General features: G+C 31.1%; 13 protein-coding genes and 5 pseudogenes. 5 read left to right on the forward strand and 13 right to left on the reverse strand.

Annotation, left to right across the window (positions count from 1 at the left end):
* Positions 1–18: 18 nt before the first annotated feature.
* The 4 genes and pseudogenes from KA894_RS09320 to KA894_RS09330 form a co-directional block, all read right to left on the reverse strand.
* Complete coding sequence (locus KA894_RS09320) at positions 19–636, reverse strand: CadD family cadmium resistance transporter (protein WP_207606750.1); 618 nt, start codon at positions 634–636, stop codon at positions 19–21.
* Between the two features lie 603 nt (positions 637–1,239).
* Positions 1,240–1,395, reverse strand: a pseudogene (locus KA894_RS14885) (NADP-dependent oxidoreductase); the annotation flags it as partial.
* A gap of 7 nt (positions 1,396–1,402) precedes the next feature.
* On the reverse strand, positions 1,403–2,068 hold the full coding sequence (locus tag KA894_RS09325) for an SDR family oxidoreductase (protein WP_103373351.1): 666 nt from the start codon (positions 2,066–2,068) through the stop codon (positions 1,403–1,405).
* A 21-nt stretch (positions 2,069–2,089) separates the two neighbouring features.
* A complete protein-coding gene (locus tag KA894_RS09330) occupies positions 2,090–2,773 on the reverse strand; it encodes a type 1 glutamine amidotransferase domain-containing protein (RefSeq protein ID WP_210133909.1) in 684 nt (227 codons plus the stop codon).
* A gap of 77 nt (positions 2,774–2,850) precedes the next feature.
* Between KA894_RS09330 and KA894_RS09335 the strand changes: the two genes are divergently transcribed.
* Positions 2,851–3,198 carry a helix-turn-helix domain-containing protein gene (locus tag KA894_RS09335; RefSeq protein WP_021339344.1) on the forward strand — a complete coding sequence of 116 codons (348 nt, stop codon included), beginning with the start codon at positions 2,851–2,853 and terminating at the stop codon, positions 3,196–3,198.
* Between the two features lie 681 nt (positions 3,199–3,879).
* On the opposite strand, the gene KA894_RS09340 is transcribed toward KA894_RS09335, so the two are convergent.
* Positions 3,880–4,311 carry an antibiotic biosynthesis monooxygenase family protein gene (locus KA894_RS09340; RefSeq protein WP_016911012.1) on the reverse strand — a complete coding sequence of 144 codons (432 nt, stop codon included), beginning with the start codon at positions 4,309–4,311 and terminating at the stop codon, positions 3,880–3,882.
* A 30-nt stretch (positions 4,312–4,341) separates the two neighbouring features.
* Positions 4,342–5,716: pseudogene (locus KA894_RS09345) on the reverse strand (cryptochrome/photolyase family protein).
* Positions 5,717–5,899: 183 nt separating this feature from the next.
* Here KA894_RS09345 and KA894_RS09350 point away from each other — a divergent pair.
* On the forward strand, positions 5,900–6,325 hold the full coding sequence (locus KA894_RS09350) for a pyridoxamine 5'-phosphate oxidase family protein (protein ID WP_071561846.1): 426 nt from the start codon (positions 5,900–5,902) through the stop codon (positions 6,323–6,325).
* Positions 6,326–6,339: 14 nt separating this feature from the next.
* Here KA894_RS09350 and KA894_RS09355 read toward each other — a convergent pair.
* The 6 genes and pseudogenes from KA894_RS09355 to KA894_RS09380 all read right to left on the reverse strand — a co-directional run.
* Positions 6,340–6,699, reverse strand: a pseudogene (locus KA894_RS09355) (hypothetical protein); the annotation flags it as partial.
* 29 nt (positions 6,700–6,728) lie between these two features.
* Positions 6,729–7,580: an LEM-3-like GIY-YIG domain-containing protein gene (locus tag KA894_RS09360; protein ID WP_210133911.1), complete on the reverse strand. Its 852-nt coding sequence runs from the start codon at positions 7,578–7,580 to the stop codon at positions 6,729–6,731.
* A 294-nt stretch (positions 7,581–7,874) separates the two neighbouring features.
* On the reverse strand, positions 7,875–9,104 hold the full coding sequence (locus KA894_RS09365; RefSeq protein WP_210133913.1) for a hypothetical protein: 1,230 nt from the start codon (positions 9,102–9,104) through the stop codon (positions 7,875–7,877).
* Positions 9,104–9,805: an abortive infection system antitoxin AbiGi family protein gene (locus KA894_RS09370; RefSeq protein ID WP_210133915.1), complete on the reverse strand. Its 702-nt coding sequence runs from the start codon at positions 9,803–9,805 to the stop codon at positions 9,104–9,106. Before KA894_RS09370 ends, KA894_RS09365 begins: the two co-directional genes overlap by 1 nt.
* A gap of 1,127 nt (positions 9,806–10,932) precedes the next feature.
* Positions 10,933–12,858 (reverse strand): heavy metal translocating P-type ATPase, encoded by a 1,926-nt coding sequence (locus KA894_RS09375; RefSeq protein WP_053027547.1) that lies wholly within the window; start codon positions 12,856–12,858, stop codon positions 10,933–10,935.
* A 329-nt stretch (positions 12,859–13,187) separates the two neighbouring features.
* Positions 13,188–13,514, reverse strand: coding sequence for an ArsR/SmtB family transcription factor (locus KA894_RS09380; RefSeq protein WP_031920602.1), 327 nt, complete (start codon positions 13,512–13,514; stop codon positions 13,188–13,190).
* Positions 13,515–13,720: 206 nt separating this feature from the next.
* Between KA894_RS09380 and KA894_RS09385 the strand changes: the two genes are divergently transcribed.
* Positions 13,721–14,080 carry a ZIP family metal transporter gene (locus tag KA894_RS09385; RefSeq protein WP_001631039.1) on the forward strand — a complete coding sequence of 120 codons (360 nt, stop codon included), beginning with the start codon at positions 13,721–13,723 and terminating at the stop codon, positions 14,078–14,080.
* Between the two features lie 111 nt (positions 14,081–14,191).
* Here the strand turns inward: KA894_RS09385 and KA894_RS09390 are convergent.
* Positions 14,192–14,530: pseudogene (locus KA894_RS09390) on the reverse strand (cassette chromosome recombinase CcrA); the annotation flags it as partial.
* An 8-nt stretch (positions 14,531–14,538) separates the two neighbouring features.
* Between KA894_RS09390 and KA894_RS09395 the strand changes: the two are divergent.
* Together KA894_RS09395 and KA894_RS09400 are read left to right on the forward strand one after the other, a co-directional pair.
* Positions 14,539–14,859 (forward strand): annotated as a pseudogene (locus KA894_RS09395) (cassette chromosome replicative helicase); the annotation flags it as partial.
* Positions 14,831–15,106, forward strand: coding sequence for a hypothetical protein (locus KA894_RS09400; RefSeq protein WP_119627606.1), 276 nt, complete (start codon positions 14,831–14,833; stop codon positions 15,104–15,106). The pseudogene KA894_RS09395 and the gene KA894_RS09400, both read left to right, overlap by 29 nt.
* Positions 15,107–15,435 lie beyond the last annotated feature (329 nt).

A 15,435-nucleotide genomic window follows, 5' to 3' on the forward strand; every position in this document is an offset into this window, starting at 1 on the left:
ATTAAGTCACACCTTAATTTATAATATAAATCCTAATATTGTTTGTATGGTTTCATTTTCAATAATAATAAATAAGCCCAATGCTATGTAAATAACAGCCATAATCCAACGACTGAATTTCTCAACAATTTCACCCACACCAGGAATTCTAGCTAGTTTTTGTGCTGTGAATACTAAAAAGAAAATTAAAACTAAAAATACAATTAAGGTAGTCAGTAATTCAATAATATCCAATGCTACAAAATAAGGGACAAATAAACCAATATTATCTGCACCACAACTTGCAATTGTCACTAAAGAAACAGTCCCTACTAATTTGGACAAACCTTTTTCGTTTAATTCTTTTTTTGCTCTTTTTTCACCTTCACAATCATCATAAATAGCAACTTTTATACCTAAGTAGATGGGGATCAAACCTAATAAACCTAATATCCATTTCTCTGGAACATAATTTAACATAAAAGCTAAAAATAAACTGACTAATATGAGAATAATCGATCCTAAATATTGACCTATATAAATATCCCTATATTCTTTTCTAGTCTTTGCTCTAGCAAAAAATATTAATAAAATCACTAATAAATCTACCGCAGTTGCAATATAAAGTATTGCCGCAGTTATAATAGTCTGAACCATAGAGCACCTCATTCAAATATACATTTGAATGAATTTTATCATATATTGCATATCTTATGAATAATAAATATTAGAACCGAAAAGTGACATTTTAACTGATAGTAAGGGGCTGTGTATATACGAGTGATTTATAGATTCTTTGAGAATACGACTTAAAGCGATTTTAATTTGTCAGTTCATTGCATTTTGTTTTTTTAACAATTTCACTAATAAGAAGAACCTTATAAAAACCCTCCTCATATTTGTCTTACAGGCCACATTATTACATTAATGTTACAATGCCACATAATATTTATATGAAAATATAATTTTTTTACTCCTTTTTACATTCATACACGCAATTTAACTTTTGATTTTCTTAGTTTAGAGACTTATCACTATAGTCAAATTACAAAGTAAATGTTTGATATAATCATAATTAAACAAATAGCGCATATGCATTGACATGCCCCATGTTGAAAATCATTTTGATATACATTGATTTTAAGTGTAAATATAAAAAAATCGCCTGGAACAAAATATATGTTCCAGACGTTGCTATGATAAGTCTTATAATAGTTTCGCGAGTGCGAAAACGACAAATTGTAATGGCTCATCCACTTAGAAAGGTTGAATATAACTTTTTGTATCATTCATTCTACCTCTCAAGTAAGGATCTACTGATAAATGGATTCTACTTGAGGTTCTCGTGCTTCTATTGTTTCAACTCTAAATACATCGGTCTTGAAGGATATCTTGTGGTCGTTTTGCAAGTACAATTTATTGATTATTCCTCCAGATATTTAGTCGTAGCGTCTGATAATGACAAATCACCATTGATGATTTGGAATTCGTGACCTTGTAATGCTTCATCAGTTAATACAGAAACAAGCACTTCTGCTACATCTTCTCTTGTAATAGACGGATTTTGTACATTTTCAAATTGCGCACTCATATTGAATTGGTGCGTTTCAAGTTCGTTTGTTAAAGTGCCTGGATGTACGATGGTATATTTTAAATTTGCATGTCTTAAGTAGTCATCCGCATAATGTTTTGCAATGGTATATGGTTTCAAGTCGCCTGACGCATCAAAAGCTTCTCGACGTGAGTCGTACGTTGATACCATAACAAAGTGTTGACGACCGACGTGTTCACTTGCTTTAATTGCTTTCACTGCACCGTCTAAATCTACTATAATTGTTTGATCGTCACCTGTGCTCCCACCAGAACCGACGGAAAAAAGGATTTGATCATACGGTTTAAATAATTCTATTAATTCATCAATAGATTGTTTTGCAACATCAATGTAAGTTGCATCAATACCATCTGCTTTTAAAACTTCAACTTGTTCTTCTTTTCTAACACCGGCAGTAAAATCAACATCTCGTGCTTTCAGTTTACTTACAAGATGTTGACCAACGCCACCATTAGCGCCAATAATTAATGATTTCATGTGTATCGCTCCTTTATGAAATTATTGATTAGCTAAGATTTTTAAAGCATGTTCAGCAACAGCATGTCCTGATTGAGGATTTTGACCAGTCACAATGCGACCATCTACGACTGCGAAATTGCTCCAGTCATCCTCTTTTTTAAAATGTGCACCGTTACTAATAAATTCGTCTTCTAATAAATATGGCATGTATTCAGTTGTACCATTTGCTTGTTCTTCACTATTTGTAAAACCAGTCACGTCTTTATCACGAACGAGGTAATCGCCATTTTCTTTAATGTCGAGTAGACCAGCCGCACCATGACATACAGAAGAGAGAACGCCTTGGTTATTGTAAATACTTAACGCAATGTCGTTAAGTTCTTTGTTATTTCTAAAATCCCAAATCGCACCATGTCCACCTGCAAAGTAAATGGCTTGATAGTCGCTAGGATTAACCTCTTTTGGAGATAATGTTTGTCCAAATTTATTCATATAATCATGATCCGTGTAGTATTCCCAGTCCTCAGCTCCCATCATTTCAGGGTTAAGACTGATAGGATCAAGAGGCACATATCCACCGTTCGGACTTACGAAATCAACATCATAACCTGCGTCATAGAAATCTTTCGCAAAATGCGTAACCTCTGAGAACCACGCACCTGTAGGTCTTTCTAAATTATCGTATTTCGCAATGTTTGTTACAACAATTAAAGCCTTTTTCATTGTCTTTCCTCCTCATTCATGTTTATATAGAATACAATATCAGTTAAACCTTGGTTTAAGAGAAAGGATATGCTTACATGAAACAATATTACATTGAATATGTCTCAGATTATTGCAATATACCTAAAAGCAAACTGCGTTATTACGAGAAAAAGAATATCTTGAAACACATCGACAGAGATAGAAATAACAAGCGTTTATACACAGACGACGATATCGAAATGATTAAATTTATCCAGTGCCTAAGCAATTTGAATATGCCATTAAAAGAAATCCGAAAAAACACAGACATGCTTTATCAAAACAAAATAGATGTCCCAAGCGTTTTACGCGCACACCTAGAATTCTTGAACGAACAACGGAATTTGATCAGTACACATATCTACTTAATTGAACAAGAATTACAAACTGCCATGACCGAGTGACGAAGGAAAAGGGGGGTGTGAATTAAAAGAACGATGAGAAGAGTATGGAGGGTTAGTGAATGAATAAGCATAAGGAAGTTGTAGATTTTAAAGGTGGAGTGCGTAGATAAAGGACGATAGGTGGATAGGCAAAGCTAGAATGAGTCAGAAAATTGCGTCGGGTGGATAAGCTAGAATAGAATTAGTGGGCGATAGATGGATAGACTAAAACAGATTACACAAGCAATGGCGATGAAGGATAGGCATTGCTTGATTAAGGAAGTTTAACAGCAATTATTTTATTATTACTTAGTAATTTATGTGGCTTTGCAATTCTAATAAATTTATCTCCTAGAAACTTACGTGCATTATGAATAAAAGCAACTTGTGGATCTTTCGTAAGTTTATTGTTTATCTGTAAGTCCCTACTTTTTATTTGTGCTTTAATATGTTGATAATCTAATAAATCTTCACCTTTTTCTAAAAAGATATTTACAGGTTAAAGCTTACCTAAAAAAGTTTAATAGTCTTCACATCCACTTCTAAGTTAAGTACAACTTAATTTCTTGTTTTATTTATTATAGGGCTCCCCTTATCAGTGATTTTGCTAAAATTTTTATATCGCTTAAAAAAATAGGCAAGTTAGTATTTAAATAACTCGCCTATATGTTTGCAGAAATATCATTTAATTCAAAAATTATGTTATTTAAATTCTAAACTAATATTAAATGATAGGTTTCTGTTTACAATAGATTTATCAGCACCTTGCTTGGTTCCTCTATTTTTATGGGATGCTTTATATTCCTGAGACTCTTGCCAATGTTTGTAAGCTGCTTCGTCTTGCCAAAACGTAATGATAACATGATGTTCATGTGTACTATGTGGCTTTAGAAATAATAGATTTTCAAACCCTTCAGTATTCTCTAGATGTTTATCTCTATTTAAGAACACACGCTCGAAGTCTGCCTCTAAACCAGGATTAGCATATAAATGGTTTAAAACTGCATAACCATATTGTGGCAAATCATTAATTTGTTCTAATATAGTATAGTGATATGTCACATTAAATCTATTAATAGTTACCTCATTATTATTTTTGTCTAAATAAATACGATGTATTTCATTTTTCAACAAATGAATCACTCCTTTTTATTGGATGATATGTCAAAATTGCTTAAATTTATCCATAACATAATCTCTACTATTTTTATGATTCACGATAGTCTGTGGATAATCTTTTCCAATTTCAATATGATAAATTTCTTGTAACTTGTCTTTATATTTAGTTGGATCATGAATGTATTTACTGCTCACATCATTAAATATTTCTAGCTGTGTTTTAATAAAATACCCTTGCGCATCAAAACGCTCACTTTGACGTATAGGATTAAACATTCTGAAATAAGGCACTGCATCTGTTCCAGTTGATGCTGACCACTGCCATCCATGTACATTAGATGCATTATCATAATCTATCAAATACTGTCTAAAGTACTCCTCCCCCCCAAGTCCAATCAATAAATAAATTTTTCGTTAAAAATTGTGATACGACCATTCGTAAGCGATTATGCATATATCCTGTACGATTCAGCTTCTTCATTGCAGCATCAACGATTGGGTAACCAGTTTGACCTTTTTTCCATACTTCAAAATGTGTTTTATTATACGACCATTGCATGTTTCGATATTTTTCAGAAAAAGATTTAGTTGCCGTTTCTGGATACTGTGTCATTAACACATAATAAAATTCACGGAATAGAACCTCTCTTATAAAAGCTTCATAATTTTTTTCATCGCTCTCATAATCTTCAAGTAAATCATTTATAATTTCACGAATATCGAGTAGTCCATATGCTAAATATTTACCTAATCCACTTACAAAATCCTGCGACACATCGTCAGTCAATTTATCATAATGAGCTATGTCACCATTTAAAAAATCATCCCAAGCTTTACGCGCTAACTTTTCTATATCTTTATTATTTTCAAATTTTAAGTCACTTTGATTTGAACCCTTTTCCGCAATTTGAGACAACTGCTTAAATTGATAACTTTTTTTAGGGGTGTGTACTAAGTCCTGACGATTTGCTTTATAAAAACTAGTAAATACTTTATAAGGCTGTTGCTGTTTATTAAAAGTCTTTGTTGGCTCAAAATAATGATTCACGCGCTGTCCAATTACTGTAACTTGGTGATTTTCAAAAGCCTTTTTTACATGAGGATAGTCATATATTTCTTTGTGATAACTCATAATATCTTTTGCTACTAATACGTGAGATAACGCCAATGTTTCTGCTAATTCACCTAGCTTTTCATATGTGACAATATAAGGTTGTATATCATGCTTATCTAAAGCATTTACAAATCCTTTTACAACTTTATGGTAATAGTCACGTTTTACTTCTGATGCGTCAGTTAAATCTTCTAAAGGTAAGATAAAATACAATTTATTTATCTCATTTTGATGCTTCACTATATATTGAAAAAGTGGATTATCTTTCGTTCTAAAAACTCTGTTAAGTATGACTCCTAAATGCATTTTATTGCCTCCCAGCTTGTTTCATACAAATTCACTTTATAATTGTCCTTTAACTTAAGATTGTGTTTTCAATCATATATCCGTTTTAACTTTTGTATAATTCACTAAAAAATAAAATAAATTTTAATACCTTACATATTATAGGCAACTTCAGGGTATATTATTATCAGAGGTGATTAAATTATGAATAACGAACAATTACAAAATGAAATTGAAAATATATTAAATACATCAAAAATAGGTGTCCTATCTACTGCACATAACAATACACCTAATAGTAGATACATGGTATTTTATAATGATGGACACACACTTTATACTAAGACAAGCATTGAGTCTAAAAAAATTGCTGAATTTAAAGATAATACCAAAGCTCATGTACTTATAGGTTACGATGAAACGAATAATCGTAGTTTTCTAGAAATTGATGCTAATGTTGAAATACTGAAAGATCAAGAGACTATTGATTGGATTTGGAACAAACAAGATAAGTCCTTTTTTGACTCTAAGGATGATCCAAACTTGTGTGTAATTAAAGTAATACCAAAATCCATAAAAATTATGAACGATAAAAAATTAGACACACCACAAACCATTACGTTCGATTAGTTAAAAAGGCGCTTAAATTCTTTAGTCACATCAATATCATTTGTTCGTTTATTTGAGTAACATTGTTCTTGTATACCTTGTTGAATACTAATTAATGATTCACTTTCAATCTTTACTTTTACACCTTGACTATCCAACATTACTTTACCAAAATTAATCATAAACTGTTCATATGTATTTATAATATCTTGTACTTCTCCTGCATATTCTGGTTGCAATAGCGGGGATAATGGGATTTTATCTTCCATAGGTAAAACTTCAAATTTTTTAATACACTCTTTGACGTTATTTATAATTTGATCATCAATATGTACCGTATAACGCATATATATAGTATTTTCAGTAGCTTTTAGACCTTCAATATTTTTATTCACTTAATCCACCTTCATTGACTTATTTTTATTTAATTATAACTATTTATGTATGCTGTGGCACTACCGCTACCAAATCTTAAATTTGGTAACGCTTTTTTGTATAAATTTAAATTTTTTAATGTGGTGTCACGTTTTGAAAGCGCGATAAACGCATATCGTGTTCTACCACTATTTGTTTCGGTACTTTCTGCTTGTTCATATGACACTTCGTAAGCTGAAACAACTGCGTTATTAGCACCTGTATTGATACCAATAATATATTTTATTTTATGTATTTTATCTTTTCCTATAATCCAGCTACCTAATGTACGTGATTTCAAGTTACTTCTATCACGTTTACTTTCTTTAATGGGATACTCTTTACTTTCATCTTTATCTAATCTAAATGCATCTCTGATTTTCACTGCTAAAATTAATTCATTCGTATTTATGTTTTCAAGATTAATTGAATCATAGCCAAATTCATTTTCTAAATCTTCAACTAAGTATGCTTTAGATCCATGACCATTAATCATATTCGTTAATGTAGTTTTATTTGTTAAATTAATAAAGTTTATAAGAGTATTTTCTGCAGAAAATGCTTCGGATTCTGTTAATCCATAACTGATTATATATCCTAAAACGTCCATATCACTGTTACAAATTTCGTTAATTCTTTTTAATTTCAAATTAATTTTATTTTCTTCTACATATATTTCTTCGTACAATAATTGTTTCTGCGCATATTCTTTATGTTTGAATACTCTATTCCCCTTTCCTTTACCAACATAAAAGCACTCATCATTTCTTGGGTCTATTAAACAATATACATAAAATGCATGTTCATGGTCTTTTTCCAAGTATGCTAGTGTCGATTCAGAAAAATGATTAATATATTTCAAAAAAATTCCTCCTTGTATTGCGAACACATTCGATTTTAAAATAATTAATTAAAATTATCAGTAGACATAAGTTATTTCAAATATCTATATATCAATTTCAACTAATAGGAATCTATCTTACATCTTGGTCGTTTTTTTGTAAGTGTATATTTAATCATAATGATTTTAATAATATATACTTATTTGGTAATATCAATATTCTCTAATGTATCGTTTCTTAATCTTATATCTTCCCCTTAATTGCTATCGGTATGTTATCATCTATCAAATTAATTTTTGTGTAATTAACTATTTTCAAAGATTACTTGACTTAATTCTATCTCGATATTCCATCCAATATTTAGGGGTATCAACTTGAGAAAGATTTTGAATAACTTCATTTTCTAATATAAATTTGCTAACTATTATCATTTTATCGTCATTTTTTTCTTTTAATTTGATTTGCAATGTTGTCGTTTCTTCATCAGGTATAATAGAATAAACTTCAAAATTAAATGCTCCAAAATATTTGTAAATATTTAAAGTAGAACCTAATATATTATAATCCTGTGGCTCCCTCCAATGAATTGAAGAATTGCCATTTTTCTTTATTTCATCTATGCTGCTGTACATTTCATCAATACTGTTAAATTTCAAATTTATATTATTTATTTTGTATGTTTCTCTATAAACTTCTCTATAAACAAATGAAATAATTAGTTTTTCTAAATTTTGTAAAGTCTCATCATCTAAAGGCAATTCAATAATAAATTCAGTCTTTAATTCTTTTTCCAATAATCTAACGTTATACCAAAAATTAAACATTTCTTTTATTCTTATAATCTTTTCTTCATCACCTGGTTTTGTCGATGAATCAATTTTAGATAGTTCTACACCATTTATACTCAGTTCTTTTTCTAGGAAAGCTATTTGGATTGCTAAAGATTCTAATAATAATTCTAAGTTAACTTTATCTTCAAAACGTGTTCCAACCGTGATTTTAATATCATCTGTTTTTGAAATAAAAATTGTTACTCTTAAATGTTGGGATAGATACTCATACTTTTTAGTATATGCACTTTTACTATTTACAACTCTCACCAAATTAATTTCTTTTTTACTACTCTTATATTTAAGTGTCCATTTTATAAAGTCATTCTCATCAAATTCAACCGGACATAGTTTATATTCAAACTTTCCACTTTCACCGGTCTTATCTAGTACAAAATTTTCAAGTGGTATCTCTATTCCATCTATTATTGCTACACTTTTATCATAGTCTAATGAGATACATGTTTGAGAATTATATATATATTGGTCAACATCTTGTTTTGTTTTAACATCCTCTGGAAAATTTATACTCTTTTTTAATTTAAATAAAACGTCTCTATTTTTATCAACTCTTAAAATATTATGTATTTCATCATACTCATACTTTAAATTAGTTTTTGCTCGCGATTCATTGCTTAATTTCACTTCTGTATAATAATCCTCTAAGTCTTTTGGATATTCTTTATTTTTTAGCTTATCAAAATCTATTTCCACTAAAAATCCTCCTCAATTTCAATCATAGATATAATTTTCGTAATCATATTCAACTTCTCTTGTCGATCTATTTTCTCAGAATCCATAATAGCTTCAATTATTTCTGTTTTTTCTTCTGTTGTTGAGACAATGATATATTTAATATCATTAGCTGAGAATTCTAGCTTTAATTTTTGATTTTTCATTATAGCTAAATTCAAATGTGTAAAATTTAAATCATTTTGTAAATAAAACTGTTTCAATCCATTACTGTTTTTAGGGATTTCTGGTACATAACGCTGTTCTTGTTCATCTGTATATAGCCTTTGATTTCCGTTTTGAAAACCTTCTTTAGGCTTTGTAAAAAATAACCGATTAAATAAATAGTTATAAATTACATAATCATCTTTTTCATTTGCATACATAAAAAGTTTTCTTAATTGCTCGTACACATCGGAATTTTTATATAAATAATGCACTGGAGATATCTTGTTTTTTCGTCCCCATTCTGTTTTAAATGCTATTGCATAACTTCCATATTCATAACTGTGAAACTTTAAGTTTTTTATTGGAATATCGCAAAAACATAACATTGGAATGAATATACTTTCTAAACTTTTCCCTTCAAATTGTACGTCTAAAAATCTAAAATCTTCTTGAACAAATCTTGGAAACATACTCATATTTGATATATCATTTTTAAGATAATCAATACTTTTCATACACCTTATTAAACAATTAGCATGTTGTTCACTTTTAAGTGAATTTCCTTCCCACAATGATTTTTTCAATATTAATTACAGCTCCATTCCACTTTAATATAACAAAATCTATTTTTTAGTTTTATTTGTGATACGCTTCAGCGTATCGTTTTATACTAGGGTTTTTATAATAATAATGGTCCTTACATTTTCAAAGACTAAATTCACGTGTAGACATGTTGAATGCGTCTTATTAGGGTCTAATCTAATCAAACAAAAATTTAAGAGAGAAATCATATCTACAGGTTTTTTAACCAGAAGATTATTTTGATCTATTTCAAAAATTTTCAAACCGTTCTTAAAAGTGTATTTTTATAAACGTATGATAAAAGAGAAATTTTAGTCGCTTACTTCGTTTCAAGATATTACTGATACAATAAGGTTAAAAAATCGGTACGTTTAACAGAACAAGTGTAGGTATTATAATAAACGTTTTTGATTTTGATGAAAAATAAGCTGTTCAATTTTTGATTGAACAGCTTTACCTAGTTATCCTTACTTTTATTCTTTTACCCTCAAAAGGCGGAGAGCATTCAGTATTACAATAATAGCAGCTCCTGTATCACTTAATACGGCCATTCATAGTGTAAGTATTCCCAAGAATATCAGAACAAATGCCGCCAACTTTATTGTGATGGAAAACCAGGTGCGGTTGGGAAAATCCCCTTCCTGCGATTACCGTTCACAAACGCCCAAAAAGAGCAACTGGCCCTTTTAGCTCTGGGACTGTCTTGGCCTAGAGAAGGTAAAACCTTTCCCACTTAAAAGAACGGAAAAAGACGCTCTGTCCTGGCATTATCTTTGGCTCGACGCTTGCCCCCATACGGATATTAATCGTTTCGAAACTTTTAATACAGTCAATTTAACTTTTGAATGTAAACTGGCTGCCTTAAGTCACTGTTTATGATTTTATGCTTCCCATGCTCTTTAATTGCTTATTTGACCGCCCGTATGATAAAAACGGTATGCAAGGCATTGTTTTTACTCATAACATCTTTATTAGATTGCTCTGTTTTTTAGTGTCCAATGTTATGGGAGCATTGTAGAATCCACACTTCAAAGTTCATTCATGTCAATCGATTCGTTCATTATTTAGATCTTAATAATCGAAGTCCATTTAGTATAACAACTAAAGTACTTCCTTCATGAACAATTACACTGATTGTAATATCAGTTAATCCTAACAAACTAACGACAACTAAAAAGGCAACAACTGCCATTGAAAAAATAATATTTTGCCTAATAACACGACCCATATTTGAGGAAATTTTATGAGACTGTACTAATTTAGATAAATTGTTCTGCATTAAAACCAAATCAGATACTTCTACTGCCACATCAGTACCGCCCCCCATAGCTATACCAACATCAGCATTAACAAGGGCCGGTGCATCGTTCACACCATCTCCGACCATGGCAGTAACTCCAAATTTTTCTTTTTGTTCTTCTATAATTCTGGATTTATCTTCAGGCATTACATTAGCGATAACTTCGTCTATTCCCAATTGTTCGCCTACAGCTTTTCCCGTCATTTCCGAATCACCAGTAATTAAAGTCGTGTGGATACCAAGTTTCTTAAAGTAATTAACTGTTTCTTTAGCATGCTCATTCGGAATATCCATTAGAGCTATAATCCCAATAACTTCTTCATTTTCTGCTACGTATACAACCGTCTTTCCTTCTGATGCCCAATCATGATTGAACTGGGTATACTCTTCAGAAGCACTTTCAAAAGAAGTAGGCTTACCAATACGATAATTTTTTCCATTATAATCTCCTGTCAGACCTTTTCCAATTTGATTAGTAACTTCGATGTCTATTTTATTTTTAACTTCAAATTTTTCTAAAATAGCATTAGCGAGTGGGTGATTGGATTCCTTTTCAAGGGCGACTATAATATCAATAATATTTTCTTCGTTCACAGAATGAGTGAAATAGTAATTTGTTACTTTAGGTTCTCCGTTCGTAAGGGTTCCTGTTTTATCGAAGGCAATTGCATCTATATCCGCTAATTGTGATAGGTAAGTACTTCCTTTTGAAAGCACGCCTTTTTTAGCTAGGTTAGATGTTGTAGACAATGTTACAGATACAGTAGCTGCTGCCAAAGCACACGGTGAAGCTGCGACTAAAAGCACTAATCCCCTGTAAACACTTTGCGACCATGTCCAATCAAATAGAAAAGGAGCAAGTAACATTACTAATGGTATTGCGATTAAAACTATATTAACATATTTAGGCTCGAATTTTTGAATGATACTGGCAGCTTTTGTTTGATTATCTTGGTTTTGACTAACTAATTGTAAAATTTTAGAGAATACAGTATCCTTGTTTTCCTTAGTGACTTCCATAGTAAAAGTACCTGTTCCATTAATCGTACTTCCAAAAACTTCGTCACCCTTAGACTTCTCTTTCGGTATACTTTCTCCATTAATAGAAGATTCATCAATTGAGGTAGTACCGGATAAAATAATCCCATCAATTGGAACTTGATCACCGTTCAGCACTTGGAGTTGATCTCCAACTTTTAATTCACTGACATCAACAATTTTTGTGTTTCCATCAGGTAGGATTAATTTAGCTGTCGTTGGGTTCATTTCGAGTAGCTTAGTAATTTCTCTTTTACTTCTTCCTTCAGCGTAATCTTCAAGAAAATGAGCGCCGGAAAAAATAAGTATCAAAAGGGTTCCTTCCCAAAAACTCCCTATCAGAGAAGCCCCGATTGCAGCTAATCCCATTAGAATATGAGAATTAGGAGTGAATTTTCCCTTTAATTTAGTATTTTCAACTGTCTCTCCAATTCCTTCGAGAATAATTACATGGTAGCCGGCTGTGATTGTGGCAATTGAAAATAAGATGTTTTGTATTAATAAATTTGCATCACTTAAAAAAAGCCCAATTATAGCCAACACTAAGCCAATAAAATATGAAATAATTGGCATTTTTCCGTGATCATGATCATGACTATGATCGTGGCTATGACTTTCGTGTGCTTGTTGCTCTTGAATATTTTTCATTTCTATCACCTTTCTAAATAAATATGATATATCGGGTTCCAATATATTCGCAGTAAGCTTTACTAAACCAGGACGTTAATTGACCACATCCAAACTTTTTGTATCCAATAATACATCCTATGAATTTATCAACCGTATTCACTAACCCTCTCTGCTACACCCATCTCACTTTCCTTCGAGATATCATACAACGCTTTCCATTCTGTTTTTTTGTTTTCCATATCCATTGCAAAATCCCCTTTTCATATGCCTATAATATTGTTATATGATCATATAACAATATTAATGACGTGAATTATTATTAACACTCATTACTGGTTTACGGAATACTAGTGATGACAGGCGTGATCGATCGCCTGTTTTAGCATATTCATAGTATGTTCATCATCATGGGAATAAAACAATATTGTGCCTTCCCTTCGGAATTTTACTAACCGTAAATTTTTCAAGAACCGCAATTGATGGGAAACTGTTGATTGTCTAAGATGTAGCGTTTCAGCAATACCGTTTACCGAATACTCCTTATAAAAGAGCAAATGGAGAATCCGGATTCTCGTAGGATCACCTAACGCTTTAAATGTTTGCGATACGACAAATAATGTTTCATCATCTAAGTCCTTATTATTTACTTCCTCTAATTCCTTTTTTTCTTCCATTATCCTTCCCTCACTTTAGGTTTCAATTCAAAACCTTATATATAATAATCACTATTTATCTACATATATTAATATATGTTCATATATATGATATAACAATCTGAATAAAGAATCAAATAATATTTAATATGAATTCATATATTTTGTTTTGATTTTTTAGAGTAAAATAAACAAAGCCTTTTTAAGAATAGTGGGATGAGTGCAGTATGGATGATCGGGCGTTAGCTTCCGCACTTGGAATTGGTGTTGGCGGTGGACTCGCTTGGATAATGGAAGGTTTTCAAAGTGGTCATGGCTTTATTTATTCATTATGTGCAGGCCTTATAATTGGCTTATTATTTTTTGAAATGATTCCGGAAAGTATTGAATTAGGCGGGTGGGTAATTTTACTCGGTGGAATAGCAATAGGCTTAGTATTATTCCAATCCATTCATCTATTAATGGATAAAATTACAATTATCACTAATAGTCATCAAAAAGATATTTTCGTTCGATCGGGGGTACTTTTAATTATCAGTATAGCAATTCATAATTTCCCTGTTGGCAATATTCCTTTATTTGTGTAATTTGACCATTAATACTAAATTTATCAATGTCTTGAGAAATTGTTGAAACTCTAACATAACATCCTACAGATTTTCTTTTCATTTCTTTCATATTTTTCATCCTTTCATTAATTAAGCAATCGATGATTGCGTAGCTTGGTTTACAATGTTTAGCGGTTCATTTTTGAAATAGATTCCCACAAGGCTTTTGTTTTTAGAAATATGAATTTCATCAATATATCGGTATAACATGCTTAACGTGAAGTGTTGTTGAATTACATTTTCAAAAGACCTTTGAATTTGTTGCTCATTTATTGATAGTGTTGGTTTTGATTGTTGAAGTAACGATTGAGATTGTTTTCTGAACGTTTCTGCATCGATGGCTCCTTTAGCTAATTTATCTATCAATTGTTCTTGTGTAAGTGTGCTCCTAGTTTCTAGGGCCCTTTGTTTTTTGATCCGTTTTTGAATTACATCATTGGTTTAAAGATAAATTGAAGGATGAAATAAATAATACTGGTATTCGTATGTTTAAGCGCTATGCAGCTATCACTACTTCGGCCAAGATTCTCAGTCATGTTTTACCTACAGATATTGATATCGCTAAAATAAGAGACTACTTTATTGATTATCATGCTCATACAGTCTCTGAACGATCACTGGCAGATAAAGCGATCGAAGTCATTACGCAATTTGTAGCACAAAACCGTGGTAAGTTTTCTGATGACAAAGCGTTAAAGAATATGATGGAGAACCATGGACTAATTGCCTATGATACTTATAGGATTAGGTCAAGGATGGATTCTTGCACCACTTACTAGCGCTGGTATTTATAAAGTTGATAGTAAAATAGCTGGCGCAGCAAGCGGCATGACTAATAGCATGCACCAATTAGGTGGACCCGTAGGTTTGTCCATTATCGTATTATTCACCGCTCAAATTACAAACATAATCATTTATTATCATATAGTTATGTGGATGATAGCAGGTTACATGATTATTTCATTTATTATCATCATCTTTTCACAGAAAGAAGAGATACAATGATTAGTTTCTATATATAACACCATAAAGTAGATTCATAGTTTTATACAACCGAAAAATTCCCATGATATTTTCCAATTATATATACTTTCATGATAAGGTTATATTTTAAAATACAAAAACAAAATTTTCACCTTTTAATTCTTCATCAAAAGGTCATTTGTTATAGGTCTCTGCTTATCGTCTAATAATGAGGTTTTTAATATAAATTATAAAAAAAGAAACCAATTGAGCATTGGTTTCTTTTCGTCACTCTTCATTACTTCTCGTTACTTCTCGTTACTCCTAGTTACTTCTCGTTACTCCTCGTTACTTCTAGTTACTACTATTTA

The organism is Staphylococcus sp. GDY8P131P (assembly GCF_017891975.1).
In the GTDB taxonomy this organism is placed as follows: Bacteria; Bacillota; Bacilli; order Staphylococcales; family Staphylococcaceae; genus Staphylococcus; species Staphylococcus nepalensis.

Excerpts from the sequence above, each read along its gene's own strand:
- KA894_RS09320 (WP_207606750.1), bottom strand. The coding sequence starts at position 636 with ATGGTTCAGACTATTATAACTGCGGCAATACTTTATATTGCAACTGCG.
- KA894_RS09325 (WP_103373351.1), bottom strand. The coding sequence starts at position 2,068 with ATGAAATCATTAATTATTGGCGCTAATGGTGGCGTTGGTCAACATCTT.
- KA894_RS09330 (WP_210133909.1), bottom strand. The coding sequence starts at position 2,773 with ATGAAAAAGGCTTTAATTGTTGTAACAAACATTGCGAAATACGATAAT.
- KA894_RS09335 (WP_021339344.1), top strand. The coding sequence starts at position 2,851 with ATGAAACAATATTACATTGAATATGTCTCAGATTATTGCAATATACCT.
- KA894_RS09350 (WP_071561846.1), top strand. The coding sequence starts at position 5,900 with ATGAATAACGAACAATTACAAAATGAAATTGAAAATATATTAAATACA.
- KA894_RS09370 (WP_210133915.1), bottom strand. The coding sequence starts at position 9,805 with ATGAAAAGTATTGATTATCTTAAAAATGATATATCAAATATGAGTATG.
- KA894_RS09375 (WP_053027547.1), bottom strand. The coding sequence starts at position 12,858 with ATGAAAAATATTCAAGAGCAACAAGCACACGAAAGTCATAGCCACGAT.
- KA894_RS09380 (WP_031920602.1), bottom strand. The coding sequence starts at position 13,514 with ATGGAAGAAAAAAAGGAATTAGAGGAAGTAAATAATAAGGACTTAGAT.
- KA894_RS09385 (WP_001631039.1), top strand. The coding sequence starts at position 13,721 with ATGGATGATCGGGCGTTAGCTTCCGCACTTGGAATTGGTGTTGGCGGT.
- KA894_RS09400 (WP_119627606.1), top strand. The coding sequence starts at position 14,831 with ATGATACTTATAGGATTAGGTCAAGGATGGATTCTTGCACCACTTACT.